Here is a 13,588-nt window from a genome sequence, read left to right as displayed (position 1 = left end):
AATTAATCTTAAAATCATAACAATATTGTCGATCGGTCAAACATGATATCATATTATATAAATAACAAATTATGGAATTAGGATTCATTTTATGTCATCAACGCCCGCACTAGAGCTCATAGCGCTCAAGAAAAAATATAAAAATGGTGTAGAAGCATTAAAAGGAATTAATTTAACCGTGCAAGCAGGGGATTTTTACGCTTTGCTCGGTCCTAATGGTGCAGGTAAATCAACCACCATTGGTATAATTAGTTCTTTAGTTACCAAAACCTCTGGGCAGGTTAAAATCTTTGGATATGATTTAGACAGTGATGTTGTTAATGCAAAAAGGCAATTAGGTCTGGTGCCGCAGGAGTTCAACTTTAATCAATTTGAAGAAGTTTTACAAATTGTTACCAACCAAGGTGGTTACTATGGCTTGCCACGCAAATTAGCTTTACAACGAGCAGAAAAATATCTACGTATTTTGGATTTGTGGGATAAACGTCATAGTCGAGCCTGTATGTTATCTGGCGGAATGAAAAGACGGCTGATGATAGCTAGAGCACTTATCCATGAACCAAAATTACTCATTCTTGATGAACCAACCGCAGGGGTTGATATTGAAGTACGCCGTTCTATGTGGGATTTTCTACGAGAAATTAATCGTCAAGGTATTACCATTATATTAACGACTCACTATTTGGAAGAAGCTGAAATGCTATGTCGCCACATAGGTATTATTCAGCGTGGTGAATTAGTTGCTAATTCATCAATGCGTGATTTGTTAGCTAAAAGTCAGTCTGAAACCATTGTTATTGATTATGTTCCGACCGCTACACCTATTGCGCTAAATGGTTATACTTTTACGGATGTTGAGTCAGGAATGTTAGAGGTTAAAGTAGATAAACAACATGGATTAAATCAACTATTTGAACAACTCAATCAACAAGATATTAAAGTGATTAGTGTTCGTAATAAAGCCAATCGATTAGAAGAATTATTTGTAGATTTATTACATAACGATACAAAAGCTAAAGGAGCTATTGATGAATAATTTATATTGGATTGCCTTAAAAAGTATTTGGCGTAAAGAAGTTACCCGATTTTTAAGGATTTGGATCCAAACATTGATTCCTCCAGTTATTACTATGTCACTTTATTTTGTTATTTTTGGTAATTTGATTGGTTCTCGAGTTGGAGACATGGGTGGTTTTAGCTATATGGCATTTATTGTCCCCGGTCTAATTATGATGTCGGTAATTACAAACTCTTATACTAACGTTTGTTCTTCATTTTTTAGTGCTAAATTTCAACGAAATATTGAGGAGCTATTAGTTGCACCAGTACCTACTCATATTATTATTTTGGGATATGTCGGTGGTGGCGTCATGCGTGGCTTATTAACAGGCGTTTTAGTTACTATTGTATCGCTATTGTTTGTAAGATACCAAGTTTATTCATGGCCTTTTGTCATTTTTACCTTATTACTAACCTCAATTTTGTTTTCATTAGCAGGGTTATTAAATGCTGTATTTGCCAAGACATTTGATGATATTAGCATTATTCCGACCTTTGTACTGACTCCGTTAACTTATTTGGGGGGCGTTTTTTATTCAATCACCATGTTACCCACTTTTTGGCAATGGGTTTCTAAACTTAATCCAATTGTTTATATGATTAATGGTTTTCGTTATGGCTTTTTAGGTGTTAGTGATGTGTCATTGATAATTACTTTTTCAATGTTATTACTGTTTGTCAGTATATTATATCTGTTAGCGTGGAAGTTTATTGAAAGTGGCAGAGGGCTTAGAAGTTAATTAAATCAGAATAGCGAATCAAAATAAACCGCCGACCAATGTCGGCGGAAAAGTATTATTTAGCACCGGCAACCGCTTCTTTAGCCATTTCAGTGATTTTAGCAAAATCACCTTTAGCTATTGCATCGGTAGGGATAAACCAAGTTCCACCAACACATAGTACATTATCAAGAGCTAGATAATCGCGATAGTTTTTCGGATTTACACCGCCAGTTGGGCAAAACTTCATATAACCACAAGGACCAGCAAAAGCTTTTAACGCCGCAACACCGCCATTGATTTCTGCTGGGAAGAATTTTAATGCAGTCAAACCATATTCTTGAGCGGTTAATAATTCTGAAATTGTTGCTATTCCTGGAATAACAGGAACTGTCCCTTCAACTGCTGCTTTTAAAATTGAATCTGTAATCCCTGGTGTAATAATAAATTCAACACCAGCTTCAGTTACTTGTTTAAGTTGTTCAACAGTGGTTACTGTTCCTGCACCAACTACAGCTTCAGGCACTTCCTTGATGATTTTTTTAATGGCATCAAGTGCACATTCAGTTCTTAATGTAACCTCTAGAACTTTAACTCCTCCAGCAATTAATGCTTTTGCTAATGGAACAGCATCTTCTAAACGTTCAATAACAATAACCGGTACAACAGGGCCTAATGTTAAGATTTCCTCAGCGGTTTTTTTCCAACTCTTCATATGTGTTACCTATACTTTATTTACTTCTATACAGCAATAAGCCCTCAACGTAGTGAGGGCTTATTTTTACTCATAAATACCTAATTTCTTTTCTAAATAATGAATGTTTGTGCCACCTTTCATGAAGCCTTCATCATTCATAATTTCTATATGAAGTTCGATATTGGTTTTTATTCCATCGATAACCAGTTCTGCTAATGCATTTTTCATGCGGGCAATAGCAACTTCTCGAGTCTCTCCATAAGCGATTAACTTACCAATCATTGAATCATAATAAGGTGGTACCGCATAACCAGCATAAATATGAGATTCCCAACGAATACCAAACCCACCTGGTGCATGGAAGCGAGTGATTTTACCTGGAGATGGCATAAACGTTTTTGGATCTTCAGCATTTATTCGACATTCAATGGCATGACCTTTAATTTCAATATCGCTTTGCTTGATAGATAAAGGTTGCCCAGCAGCAATAAGAATCTGCTCACGAATTAGATCAACGCCTGTCACCATTTCAGTAACTGGATGTTCTACTTGAATACGGGTATTCATTTCAATGAAATAGAATTCACCGTTTTCAAATAAAAATTCAAAAGTACCTGCACCACGATAACCAATTTCAATACATGCATTTACACAACGTTCGCCGATAAATTTACGCATTTCTGGTGTGATGCCAACAGCCGGTGCTTCTTCAACGACTTTTTGATGGCGTCGTTGCATTGAACAGTCACGTTCGCCTAAGTAAACGGCATGACCTTGGCCATCAGATAGCACTTGAATTTCAATATGACGTGGATTTTCAAGGAATTTTTCCATATAAACCATGTCATTATTAAACGCTGTTTTCGCTTCAAGTTTAGTCATTTTGATTGATTGTTCGAGGTCTTTTTCTTCTCGAACAATACGCATTCCGCGGCCACCGCCACCGCCAGATGCTTTAATAATCACTGGATAACCAATTTTTTTCGCAATCTGTTTATTGGTGTCCATATTGCTACCAAGTGGACCATCAGAACCAGGAACACAAGGTACACCAGCTTTTTTCATTGCTTCAATTGCAGATACTTTATCGCCCATTAAGCGGATAGTATCTGGTTTTGGACCAATAAATATAAAGCCAGAACGTTCGACTTGTTCCGCAAAGTCTGCATTTTCAGATAAAAAACCATATCCTGGATGAATAGCTGCTGCGCCTGTTACTTCGGCGGCAGAAATTAAGGCTGGGATATTAAGATAACTTTTGGCAGAAGCTGCTGGACCAATGCAAACCGTTTCGTCTGCAAGTAAAACATGTTTTAAATCTTTATCTGCCGAAGAGTGAACAGCGACAGTTTTAATTCCAAGTTCTTTACATGCTCGTAAGATGCGAAGAGCAATCTCTCCGCGGTTAGCAATAAGAATTTTATCAAGCATATTCAATCTCTTAATCGTCTAAGTTAATAAATAATTTCTGATTATTCAATAATGAATAGCGGTTGATCGAATTCAACTGGTTGACCATTTTCAACTAAGATAGCTTTAATAGTCCCTGCTTTTTCTGATTCAATTTGGTTCATCATTTTCATCGCTTCAACAATGCAAAGCACATCACCAACATTTACCGATTGGCCGACTTCAACAAATGCTTTCGATTCCGGACTAGGGGTACGATAAAATGTACCAACCATTGGTGATTTTATTGTTATACCATTAATTGTATTGGTATCTGCGATGACTTCTGCTTCAACCGTTGGGGCAACCACAACTGGAGTTGGTTGAGGAATTTGAATATTTTGCACTGGCGCAGAATAGTTTGCGGCAGGCATAGCTCGACTAATCCGAACTGATTCTTCACCTTCAGAAATTTCAAGTTCAGAAATACCTGACTCTTCTACTAATTCAATTAACTTTTTAATTTTGCGTATATCCATGAATTACACCGTGTTTATTTGAAATAAATAAAAATTATTTTAATGTATACTTAATACTTTAAAAGTTACCTTTTAATACGATACTAAGTTTGTAACTCAACATTAACGCGGAAGGATACACTGTAAATCGTAATTTGTCATTATATATCTCCTTTACAAACACTTGTTATACTATTTTCTAGGTATTATTTTAGAATTGCGATACAATAGTAACCCTTAATTATAATTGAGGCTGGCTGTGGTTTTTATCTGCTAAATAATCTCTTATTTATCGGATAAAATTTAGAAATATATATTCTGTAGATGCCTTAGTTTGCTTCTAAATACTCAAATATATACAAACAAGATTAATTCTAGGAAGAGTTTTTATTATGTTCAAAAAAGTTCGCGGCTTGTTTTCAAATGATTTATCGATTGATTTAGGTACAGCCAATACGCTTATTTATGTTAAAGGGCAAGGCATTGTACTTAACGAACCTTCAGTTGTTGCCATTCGTCAAGATCGCTCTGGAACACCTAAAAGTGTTGCTGCAGTTGGCCATGCTGCGAAACAGATGCTAGGACGAACACCTGGTAATATTGCAGCGATTAGACCAATGAAAGATGGTGTAATTGCAGACTTTTCCGTAACTGAGAAAATGTTACAGTACTTTATCCGACAAGTTCATAGTCATAGTTTTTTAAGACCAAGTCCGCGTGTACTTGTTTGTGTACCTGTAGGTGCTACTCAAGTTGAACGCAGGGCTATTCGTGAATCAGCATTAGGTGCTGGCGCACGTGAAGTTTATTTAATTGAAGAACCAATGGCTGCGGCTATTGGCGCTGATTTACCTGTTTCAGCACCGACTGGCTCAATGGTGGTTGATATCGGTGGTGGTACAACTGAAGTCGCCGTTATTTCGTTAAATGGTGTGGTTTATTCTGCGTCGGCACGTATTGGTGGTGACCGCTTTGATGAAGCAATTATCAATTATGTTCGTCGTAATTATGGTGCATTAATTGGTGAAGCAACTGCTGAGAAAATTAAGCACTTTATCGGTAGTGCTTATCCTGGTGATGAAGTACTTGAAATTGAGGTGCGTGGTCGTAATTTAGCTGAAGGTGTACCACGTAGCTTTACCTTAAATTCAAATGAAATATTAGAAGCATTGCAAGAGCCATTAAGTGGCATTGTCAGCGCGGTTAAAGTAGCACTTGAGCAATGTCCGCCAGAACTTGCTTCAGATATTTCTGAACATGGTATGGTATTAACTGGTGGTGGTGCATTATTACGTAATATTGATAAATTGTTATCCGCTGAAACTGGTATCCATGTTGTTGTCGCTGAAGATCCACTAACTTGTGTAGCGCGTGGTGGTGGTAAAGCACTTGATATGGTTGATATGCATGGTGGTGATCTCTTTAGTGAAGAATAACATTAAATAATTACTAATAAGTAACCAACTATTTCATTTTAACCGCCGACATTGTCGGCGGAGTCATATATTAGAATAGTTAGCTAATAAGTATATAACAGGTAAATACTGAACAATGAAATTACTTTTTTCTAAGCGTTCGCCTCTGAGTGTACAATTATTTATTGCGCTAACACTCGCTCTGGTGCTAATCGTATTAGATATTAATTATCGTCCTTTTAAAGAGGTTCGTTATTATTTAGATACCATAATTTCACCACTTTATAATGTTTCAAATGCGCCAAAATCATCATTTGACTCCCTTTATGAAATGTCAAAAACACAAGAAGCATTAATTAATGAAAATACCAAATTGCAAGAAACATTAATGCAACAGAAAAGTGATCTACTATTACTTGAACATTTAAAACATGAAAACGATCGCCTTAGAGGATTATTAGGCTCACCGTTAAGGCATGATGAACATAAAATGGCTGCTCAAGTTTTACTGGCTGATACCGATCCTTATGTTTATCAAGTTGTTATCAATAAGGGGAAAAATAATGGTGTTTATGTTGGCCAACCAGTTGTAGATGAGAAAGGAATTGTTGGACAAATTTATCAAACAGCCCAATCAACCAGCCGTGCGATATTAGTCTGTGATTATCAACATGCAATCCCTGTACAAGTACTAAGAAACGATATTTCTATGGTGGCAGTTGGTAATGGATGTAGTAATGATTTAACCCTTGATTTTTTACCTAACAATGTTGATATCAAAGTTGGTGATGTTTTAGTTACTTCGGGACTTGATGGTCGCTTCCCTGAAGGCTATCCAGTGGCAGTGGTAAGCTCTGTGAAACTTGATATTAGTGATTCAACCCCAATTATTTCTGCTACACCTACAGCGGATTTAAAACGTTTACGTTATTTATTATTACTATGGGGCGAGCAAGGAGTAAAACATGAGGGGGAATAATCGATTTAGTATTTTGATTATCTGGTTAACACTGTTGATTGGTTTATGTGTGCAGATTATTCCATGGTCAGCTGATTATAATATACTTAAACCGCATTTATTAATGTTAATTATGGCTTATTGGTTAATAGCACTTCCTCATCGTATTGGAATGGGCATGGCTTTTATACTAGGCATAGTCTTGGACCTATTTTCCGGATCTATTCTCGGTATTCATGCGTTTATTTTTTCCTGTATGGCTTACTTGCTACTATTTAAATTTCAATTAATTCGTAATTTAGCGCTCTGGCAGCAAGCAATTGTCATCTTTGCTGTATCACTTTGTTACAATTTTTTAGTATTTATGTTTCAGGTTACTATTTATCACACCATAACGATTTCGCCTTTAATTTTAGTATCTAGTTGTGTTGATGGGCTACTATGGATAGTGATTTATCTATTCTTACGAATAATAAGACGGAACTTTGCTATCAATTAAAAAGGAATCATTATGTCTGTTGAATTATTAATGAATGTGACACCTTCAGAGACTCGTGTTGCTTATATTGAAGACGGTATTTTACAAGAGATCCATGTTGACCGTGAGTCACGTCGCGGAATTGTTGGCAATATTTACAAAGGAAAGGTAATTCGTATTTTACCGGGTATGCAAGCCGCTTTTGTGGATATTGGGCTTGAAAAAGCTGCTTTTTTGCATGCTTCAGATATTATGCCACATACTGAATGTGTCTCCGATAGCGATCAAGAGCAATTTCAAGTTAAAGATATTTCTGAACTGGTTCGCCAAGGTCAAGATTTAATGGTGCAAGTGGTTAAAGATCCTTTAGGAACTAAAGGTGCAAGGTTGACTACTGACATAACTTTACCTTCACGGTATTTAGTTTTAATGCCAGGACCAAATTCGACTCATGTTGCTACATCGCAACGAATAGAATCTGAAGAAGAGCGAGAACGGCTGAAAAAAATCGTTGAACAGTATGTCTCTGATGAAGGCGGTTTTATTGTTAGAACCGCGGCAGAAGGGGCAAACGCCCATGAGCTTGAACAAGATGCTAATTTTTTAAAACGGCTATGGACAAAAATTCAAGAAAGAATGGCTCGTCCGGTTAGTAAAAATTTAGTATATGGAGAGCTAGCTTTATCGCAACGAGTATTACGAGATTTCGTTGGTGATCCAATCGAACGTATATTAGTTGACTCGAAATTAACTTATGACTTGTTAGTTGAATTTACTCAGGAATTTATGCCTGAAGTAACTAGTAAACTAACCCATTATCGTGGCAATATTCCAATTTTCGATCTTTATGATATTGAAAATGAAATTCAAAGAGCACTAGATAGAAAAGTTAAATTAAAATCTGGTGGTTATTTGATTATCGACCAAACCGAAGCCATGACTACCATTGATATCAATACTGGTGCATTTGTCGGTCATCGTAATTTAGAAGAAACCATTTTCAATACCAATATCGAAGCAACGATTGCAATTGCTCGCCAATTAAGATTACGTAATTTAGGTGGCATTATTATTATCGATTTTATCGATATGCAAGAAGATATTCACCGTGAGCGGGTATTACAATCATTACAAGATTTTTTAGCTAAAGATCGAGCACGAACATCCGTTAATACTTTCTCTGGTTTAGGGTTAGTTGAAATGACACGTAAGCGTACACGTGAAAGTATTGGCCATATTCTTTGTGAAGAATGTCCCTCTTGTAAAGGTCGTGGTATTGTTAAATCTGTCGAGACAGTATGTAATGAAATATTGCGTGAGATTGTCCGTGTTTATAAAGCTCATCGCTCGGAGTACTTCTTAGTTTATGCATCAGCCGCAGTAGCTAATGCATTAACCAATGATGAGTCTCATGCTTTAGCCGAAGTTGAAGTCTTTGTGGGTAAACGAGTTGAAGTAAAAGTTGAACCACTTTATATACAAGAACAGTATGATGTTGTACTTATGTAATTAGTTTAATTGTATTAACCATAAAACTAAGTAAAATCTATTGATAAGTGATAGTCAGAAACAAATTTTTTTATTTTTATAATCAGTAAATTAAGGAATTTATGAAAGTAACTCAAGTGAGTGAAAGGTTACTCCACCCAAATAACTTAAATCAACAAAATATAGGGAATTTACTTGATATGTTAAGTTCAAGAAAAATTGATTTTGGTGATTTATATTTTCTATCCGGTTATTATGAAAGTTGGTCACTTGAAGATAGTATAATCAAAAATGCTTCTTTCCATCGTGATCAAGGTGTAGGTGTGCGAGCAATTATTGGTGAAAAAACAGGTTTTGCTTATACCGATCAATTATCATTAGCTCGCTTAGAACAAAGTGTACTGGCTGCTAATTCAATTACTAAACAGCAAACGCCTATAGCAGTTACACCATTTAAAACTGCGGAAAATATTACGCTCTATCCTTCGATAAATCCAATAAACAGTTTTGCTCAAGAACAAAAGATTGCCATATTACAGCAAGTGGATAAATTAGCTCGATCGCTCGATTCAAGAGTAATCGAAGTATCGGCAAGCTTAATTGGTAGTTATGAAGATATCTTAATTGCGGCTACTGATGGTACTTTATGTGCGGATGTTCGTCCATTAGTTCGCTTATCGGTATCAGTTCTTGTAGAACAAGATGGTAAACGTGAACGAGGTAGCAGTGGTGGCGGTGGCAGATTTGGTTATGACTATTTTTTAACGACTAACGTTAAAACAGGTGAAAGCCATATTGATAGTTATACTCGCGAAGCGGTGCGCCAAGCTTTAGTATTGCTTTCAGCTAAGCCTGCACCGGCAGGCACTATGCCAGTGGTGTTAGGCGCAGGTTGGCCCGGCGTATTACTACATGAGGCAGTAGGTCATGGATTAGAAGGTGACTTTAATCGTAAAAATAGTTCGGTATTTTCCGGTAAAATTGGTCAACAAGTTACCTCAGAATTTTGTACGATAGTTGATGATGGTACCATCGCTAATCGTCGAGGTTCGCTTTCTATTGATGATGAAGGTACACCTAGCCAAAAAACGGTATTAATTGAAAATGGCATTTTAAAAGGTTATATGTTTGATAAGCTTAATGCAAAATTAATGAATTGTCTTTCGACTGGTAATGGTCGTCGTGAAGGTTACGCATACTTACCAATGCCTAGAATGACAAATACCTATATGCTTGCAGGGACATCGAGCTTTGATGATATTATTCAAAGTGTTGATTATGGTTTATATGCCCCTAACTTTGCTGGTGGGCAAGTTGATATAACTTCGGGTAAATTTGTTTTTTCAACTTCAGAAGCTTATTTAATTGAAAAAGGTAAAATTACTACGCCGGTTAAAGGTGCAACACTCATTGGATCTGGTATTGAAACTATGCAACAGATTTCAATGGTAGGGAATGATTTAGAATTAGATTCAGGTGTTGGCGTTTGTGGTAAAGCAGGGCAAAGTGTACCGGTTGGTGTTGGACAACCGACTTTAAAAGTGAATAATTTAACAGTAGGTGGTACTATTAACCACTAACAATAATACATTAATGAGAAATTAAGCTAAATGGATACAATCATTACACTCTATCAAGCATTTGTTCATATGGATCTTGCAACACTCTCAAATCCAGATGTGTTATGGATATTATATGGCATGCTTTTTGTTATCATTTTATTAGAAAATGGTGTATTACCGGCAGCCTTTTTACCGGGAGACAGTTTACTGTTTCTAACCGGTGTATTGATTAGTCTTGATGTTTTTCATTTTGGTCTAATAAACTTAATTCTAATTGCGGGCGCCGCATTTGGTACATGGCTTGGTTATGCGCAGGGGCGCTGGCTTGGCAATACTAAAATTGTGCAAAATTGGATGGCACATTTGCCCGAAAAATATCATCGTAAATCAGAAGTTTTATTTCATAAATACGGATTACAAGCCTTATTTATTGGACGATTTATTGCATTTGTGCGTACTTTATTACCGATGATGGCGGGATTATCGGGTTTACATAGTCGCAAGTTTCATATCTATAACTGGATTAGTGCGACATTATGGATTTTCTTAATTGTTACATTAGGTTATCTATTCGGCTTATCGCCGGTTTTCAAAACCTATGAAAAGCAAATCATGTCGTTGCTTATGTTAATTCCGGTAATTTTATTGCTATTAGGTTTACTTTTTACAATTTGGCTAGCATTTAAACGTTGGTTGAATAATAAAAAGCAAGTGAAACAAGATACAACAGAAAAGTAAAAGAGCGAAATTAACCGATAAGCCGGGTTCTGTCGTGGACAATCATTCCTCTAGGCTAATACTCACGCATTAGCTCAAGCAGTCTACCCGGATTCAACGCGGGCCGCGCCAATGAATCCCTATTTGACCTTGCTCCGAGTGGAGTTTACCGTGCCACAACTGTTACCAGTTGCGCGGTGCGCTCTTACCGCACCCTTTCACCCTTACCTGATCTTATTACTAAGCCATCGGCGGTATACTCTCTGTTGCACTAGTCGTGAATTTTAGCTCTCGCCAAAACCCCCCAGGCGTTACCTGGCACTCTGCCCTATGGAGCCCGGACTTTCCTCCCCTCTGTTTGTCTCCCTTTTGCAAAGGACTACAACAAAGCAGCGATTGTCTGGTTAATTTCGGCAAAGAGTATAACCTAATCGTTATTTTTGTCCAGAACAGAATAAGTATTATGGCTGCAATCTGTGCAAAAGTATTAATTTAAGCATAATTAAATTAGTGTTTGCTGAATAAGCCGTGTAGTCAGAGAAAATAAAGCAAAAAGCACATCAATGTGATGTGCCTTACTTAATACGTAATGAGAATTACCATTTTTTCTGTTTATTATTTTGATCATAGTTAAACCAAGTCACCACACCTTGGTTAACAATAACTTCTAATGTACCTTCAAGAATATTGTAATTGGTTTCACCTAATAAAACGTGACTAGTTGAACTTTTTTTCAGATATTTATAAGTCCATTTAGTTTCATTACTATTGATAACTGTTTTAGCTGTTGGTTCACCAAATATATGTAAAAGCTGTGCTTCAGTAGTTGATCCTTCCACTATTTTATTCACCTTTTCGTGATTAAGAGGAGTACCTTGTTCATAATAATTTTTTTGTGAACATGCTGCTAATGCCAATATTGAAAAAAGAACGATCAAGATTTTACTAAGGTTTTTCATGGGTTATTGCCTATTAATTATGATTTTTAACAAAAGATAGCTAATCATAACATAGCTTTACAGTTGTAGAAAATGACGAAATCAAAGATTTCAACAATAGCAATTAACAGCAATTATTAACATAAAAAGATAAAATGAATATATGGAAACATATAATGTTTCTTGATGTTTCCAATTGTTTTTAAAATGGATAAGATATTTATATCTATTTATTGTTTTATGCGGTATCGTCTCGTTTTTTTCTTAATACTCGTTTAATTGGTTGTTTTGTCATGGAATTAATATAACGACTAGGCCAAATTTGCGAAGGTTTCAAATTAAGTGCTTTGGCTATAATCGTTTCTCCTTTGGTCCATGGTCTCACCAATGCATTGCTTAATGTTGATGAACTTAAACCTGATTTGCGAGATAGTTCTGCTAGAGTTGTGCCTTTCTTTTTTAATGCTGCAATTATATCTGCTTTGTGCCAGTCGTTAGATTTTATTTCCATTTTTTCTTCCTTCTTAGTTTATAACATTAAATATCTATGTTATGCTTTCATGTTATCAAAACCAGTAAGTTTATAATTTAACTTTTAACATCATTAATAAGTTGTTTCTTATTATTGTAACAAAGTTTCTTTAATTTCTATAACTTTTTTCTTGTTTCTTAAAAGTAGGGTAATTAAAATGAAAGAATGGTTTTCTCCCAAAGAATTGTTAAGCATTGCTGGAATGCCTTCAACAACACAAGGGATTAACCGTAAAGCAAGAGCTGAAAAGTGGACTTCTCGAAAACGATCTGGTGTTCGTGGTAAAGCACTTGAATATCATATAAGTAGTTTATCGATAGATGTGAAAAAAGCTTTATGTCTTGAAGAAGAAAGTGCGACTTATGTGGTTTCGCCGATTGATCCACTACAACTTTGGATAACTGCATTTGAGCAGTTATCTACTGAAGAACGAACAATTGTCAGTTCATGGCTAATGCGTAATGGTATTAAAGATTTCATTACCTTTATTAATAAACATAAAAAAGATAATTAGTGTTATTGTATAAGCTGATATATACTTTAACGTCAGAAAATTTTAGTTGCTACTATGGAATAACCAATGGAAAATCAGTTTCAATTAACGAATAGTAAAGAGATTATTATTTATTTAGCTCAACAGTTTCCGAATTGTTTTACAATTGAAGGGGAAGCCAAACCTTTAAAAATTGGCATCTTTCAAGATATTCTTTCTCGTCTTGAAAATAGTGAAGTACTAAGTAAAACGAAACTCCGTGTTGCATTAAGAGGTTACACAATGGGGTGGCGTTATCTATATAGTATAAAAGAAGGCACACATCGAGTTGATTTAGATGGTAACCCAACTGAAGTTATCACCAAAGAACAAGAGGAACATGCTCAACAGCAATTGAAAGAAAGCAAAGAACAAGCTAAAGAACGAGCAAAACAAAAACGTAAAGCGGCCCCAAAACCGGCTAGAAAGCCACGAGCTTTGAAATTAGGTGATTTTGTCAAAGTTAATGTTGGTAATAAACCAATAAAAGGACAAATCATCACAATTGAAAAGGAACATATCAAAGTTAAAGTAGGCGCTGGAATGGAATTAATGGTCAAACCTGAGCATATTATTAACAGATAGA

The 13,588-nt window shown here is 35.9% G+C and carries 15 protein-coding genes and 1 other RNA gene; 10 read left to right on the top strand and 6 right to left on the bottom strand.

Annotation, left to right across the window (positions count from 1 at the left end):
• The first annotated feature begins 91 nt into the window (after positions 1 to 91).
• Both H3T80_RS05960 and H3T80_RS05955 read left to right on the top strand, forming a co-directional pair.
• The gene (locus H3T80_RS05960) at positions 92 to 1,036 is read left to right on the top strand and encodes an ABC transporter ATP-binding protein (protein ID WP_198200680.1); all 945 of its coding nucleotides are present in this window, start codon (positions 92 to 94) and stop codon (positions 1,034 to 1,036) included.
• A complete protein-coding gene (locus H3T80_RS05955) occupies positions 1,029 to 1,799 on the top strand; it encodes an ABC transporter permease (RefSeq protein WP_086363041.1) in 771 nt (256 codons plus the stop codon). Before H3T80_RS05960 ends, H3T80_RS05955 begins: the two co-directional genes overlap by 8 nt.
• 55 nt (positions 1,800 to 1,854) lie before the next feature.
• Here the strand turns inward: H3T80_RS05955 and H3T80_RS05950 are convergent, their stop codons facing one another.
• From H3T80_RS05950 to accB, 3 genes are all read right to left on the bottom strand, one after another.
• Entirely contained in the window at positions 1,855 to 2,493 is a 639-nt protein-coding gene (locus H3T80_RS05950; RefSeq protein WP_110447283.1) for a bifunctional 4-hydroxy-2-oxoglutarate aldolase/2-dehydro-3-deoxy-phosphogluconate aldolase, read from the bottom strand.
• A gap of 66 nt (positions 2,494 to 2,559) precedes the next feature.
• Positions 2,560 to 3,906 carry an acetyl-CoA carboxylase biotin carboxylase subunit gene (gene accC, locus H3T80_RS05945; protein WP_110447284.1) on the bottom strand — a complete coding sequence of 449 codons (1,347 nt, stop codon included), beginning with the start codon at positions 3,904 to 3,906 and terminating at the stop codon, positions 2,560 to 2,562.
• Between the two features lie 41 nt (positions 3,907 to 3,947).
• Positions 3,948 to 4,403: an acetyl-CoA carboxylase biotin carboxyl carrier protein gene (gene accB, locus H3T80_RS05940; protein WP_198200678.1), complete on the bottom strand. Its 456-nt coding sequence runs from the start codon at positions 4,401 to 4,403 to the stop codon at positions 3,948 to 3,950.
• A 371-nt stretch (positions 4,404 to 4,774) separates the two neighbouring features.
• Between accB and H3T80_RS05935 the strand changes: the two genes are divergently transcribed.
• The 6 genes from H3T80_RS05935 to H3T80_RS05910 all read left to right on the top strand — a co-directional run bounded on the left by H3T80_RS05935 (position 4,775) and on the right by H3T80_RS05910 (position 11,021).
• Positions 4,775 to 5,818, top strand: coding sequence for a rod shape-determining protein (locus H3T80_RS05935; protein WP_065562215.1), 1,044 nt, complete (start codon positions 4,775 to 4,777; stop codon positions 5,816 to 5,818).
• Positions 5,819 to 5,933: 115 nt separating this feature from the next.
• Positions 5,934 to 6,776, top strand: coding sequence for a rod shape-determining protein MreC (gene mreC, locus H3T80_RS05930; protein ID WP_110447286.1), 843 nt, complete (start codon positions 5,934 to 5,936; stop codon positions 6,774 to 6,776).
• Positions 6,763 to 7,254, top strand: coding sequence for a rod shape-determining protein MreD (gene mreD, locus H3T80_RS05925; protein ID WP_198200676.1), 492 nt, complete (start codon positions 6,763 to 6,765; stop codon positions 7,252 to 7,254). The genes mreC and mreD overlap by 14 nt, the downstream gene beginning before the upstream one ends.
• Positions 7,255 to 7,266: 12 nt before the next feature.
• On the top strand, positions 7,267 to 8,742 hold the full coding sequence (rng, locus tag H3T80_RS05920) for a ribonuclease G (RefSeq protein ID WP_065578564.1): 1,476 nt from the start codon (positions 7,267 to 7,269) through the stop codon (positions 8,740 to 8,742).
• Between the two features lie 101 nt (positions 8,743 to 8,843).
• Complete coding sequence (gene tldD, locus H3T80_RS05915; protein ID WP_198200674.1) at positions 8,844 to 10,301, top strand: metalloprotease TldD; 1,458 nt, start codon at positions 8,844 to 8,846, stop codon at positions 10,299 to 10,301.
• A gap of 30 nt (positions 10,302 to 10,331) precedes the next feature.
• Positions 10,332 to 11,021, top strand: coding sequence for a DedA family protein (locus tag H3T80_RS05910; RefSeq protein ID WP_110447290.1), 690 nt, complete (start codon positions 10,332 to 10,334; stop codon positions 11,019 to 11,021).
• 2 nt (positions 11,022 to 11,023) lie between these two features.
• Here the strand turns inward: H3T80_RS05910 and rnpB are convergent.
• The 3 genes from rnpB to H3T80_RS05895 all read right to left on the bottom strand — a co-directional run bounded on the left by rnpB (position 11,024) and on the right by H3T80_RS05895 (position 12,449).
• An RNA gene (gene rnpB, locus H3T80_RS05905) (RNase P RNA component class A) lies at positions 11,024 to 11,412 on the bottom strand.
• A 184-nt stretch (positions 11,413 to 11,596) separates the two neighbouring features.
• Positions 11,597 to 11,959 (bottom strand): outer membrane protein assembly factor BamE, encoded by a 363-nt coding sequence (gene bamE / locus H3T80_RS05900; RefSeq protein ID WP_110447291.1) that lies wholly within the window; start codon positions 11,957 to 11,959, stop codon positions 11,597 to 11,599.
• A 217-nt stretch (positions 11,960 to 12,176) separates the two neighbouring features.
• Positions 12,177 to 12,449 carry a helix-turn-helix transcriptional regulator gene (locus H3T80_RS05895; protein ID WP_110447292.1) on the bottom strand — a complete coding sequence of 91 codons (273 nt, stop codon included), beginning with the start codon at positions 12,447 to 12,449 and terminating at the stop codon, positions 12,177 to 12,179.
• A 178-nt stretch (positions 12,450 to 12,627) separates the two neighbouring features.
• Between H3T80_RS05895 and H3T80_RS05890 the strand changes: the two genes are divergently transcribed.
• On the top strand, positions 12,628 to 12,984 hold the full coding sequence (locus H3T80_RS05890; protein WP_110447293.1) for a DNA-binding protein: 357 nt from the start codon (positions 12,628 to 12,630) through the stop codon (positions 12,982 to 12,984).
• 66 nt (positions 12,985 to 13,050) lie between these two features.
• The gene (gene proQ, locus H3T80_RS05885; protein WP_110447294.1) at positions 13,051 to 13,587 is read left to right on the top strand and encodes an RNA chaperone ProQ; all 537 of its coding nucleotides are present in this window, start codon (positions 13,051 to 13,053) and stop codon (positions 13,585 to 13,587) included.
• Position 13,588: the final 1 nt, after the last annotated feature.

It is taken from the genome of Gilliamella sp. W8145, from assembly GCF_016101145.1.
Classification (GTDB): Bacteria; Pseudomonadota; Gammaproteobacteria; order Enterobacterales; family Orbaceae; genus Gilliamella; species Gilliamella apis_A.
The sequence above is the reverse complement of the archived record's forward strand: the minus strand, read 5'-3'. Positions and strand labels throughout refer to the sequence as shown.

Coding starts and splice junctions, on each gene's coding strand:
- H3T80_RS05950 (WP_110447283.1), bottom strand. CDS start 2,493: ATGAAGAGTTGGAAAAAAACCGCTGAGGAAATCTTAACATTAGGCCCT.
- proQ (WP_110447294.1), top strand. CDS start 13,051: ATGGAAAATCAGTTTCAATTAACGAATAGTAAAGAGATTATTATTTAT.
- tldD (WP_198200674.1), top strand. CDS start 8,844: ATGAAAGTAACTCAAGTGAGTGAAAGGTTACTCCACCCAAATAACTTA.
- H3T80_RS05935 (WP_065562215.1), top strand. CDS start 4,775: ATGTTCAAAAAAGTTCGCGGCTTGTTTTCAAATGATTTATCGATTGAT.
- accB (WP_198200678.1), bottom strand. CDS start 4,403: ATGGATATACGCAAAATTAAAAAGTTAATTGAATTAGTAGAAGAGTCA.
- mreC (WP_110447286.1), top strand. CDS start 5,934: ATGAAATTACTTTTTTCTAAGCGTTCGCCTCTGAGTGTACAATTATTT.
- H3T80_RS05895 (WP_110447292.1), bottom strand. CDS start 12,449: ATGGAAATAAAATCTAACGACTGGCACAAAGCAGATATAATTGCAGCA.
- H3T80_RS05910 (WP_110447290.1), top strand. CDS start 10,332: ATGGATACAATCATTACACTCTATCAAGCATTTGTTCATATGGATCTT.
- H3T80_RS05955 (WP_086363041.1), top strand. CDS start 1,029: ATGAATAATTTATATTGGATTGCCTTAAAAAGTATTTGGCGTAAAGAA.
- bamE (WP_110447291.1), bottom strand. CDS start 11,959: ATGAAAAACCTTAGTAAAATCTTGATCGTTCTTTTTTCAATATTGGCA.
- accC (WP_110447284.1), bottom strand. CDS start 3,906: ATGCTTGATAAAATTCTTATTGCTAACCGCGGAGAGATTGCTCTTCGC.
- H3T80_RS05960 (WP_198200680.1), top strand. CDS start 92: ATGTCATCAACGCCCGCACTAGAGCTCATAGCGCTCAAGAAAAAATAT.
- rng (WP_065578564.1), top strand. CDS start 7,267: ATGTCTGTTGAATTATTAATGAATGTGACACCTTCAGAGACTCGTGTT.
- H3T80_RS05890 (WP_110447293.1), top strand. CDS start 12,628: ATGAAAGAATGGTTTTCTCCCAAAGAATTGTTAAGCATTGCTGGAATG.
- mreD (WP_198200676.1), top strand. CDS start 6,763: ATGAGGGGGAATAATCGATTTAGTATTTTGATTATCTGGTTAACACTG.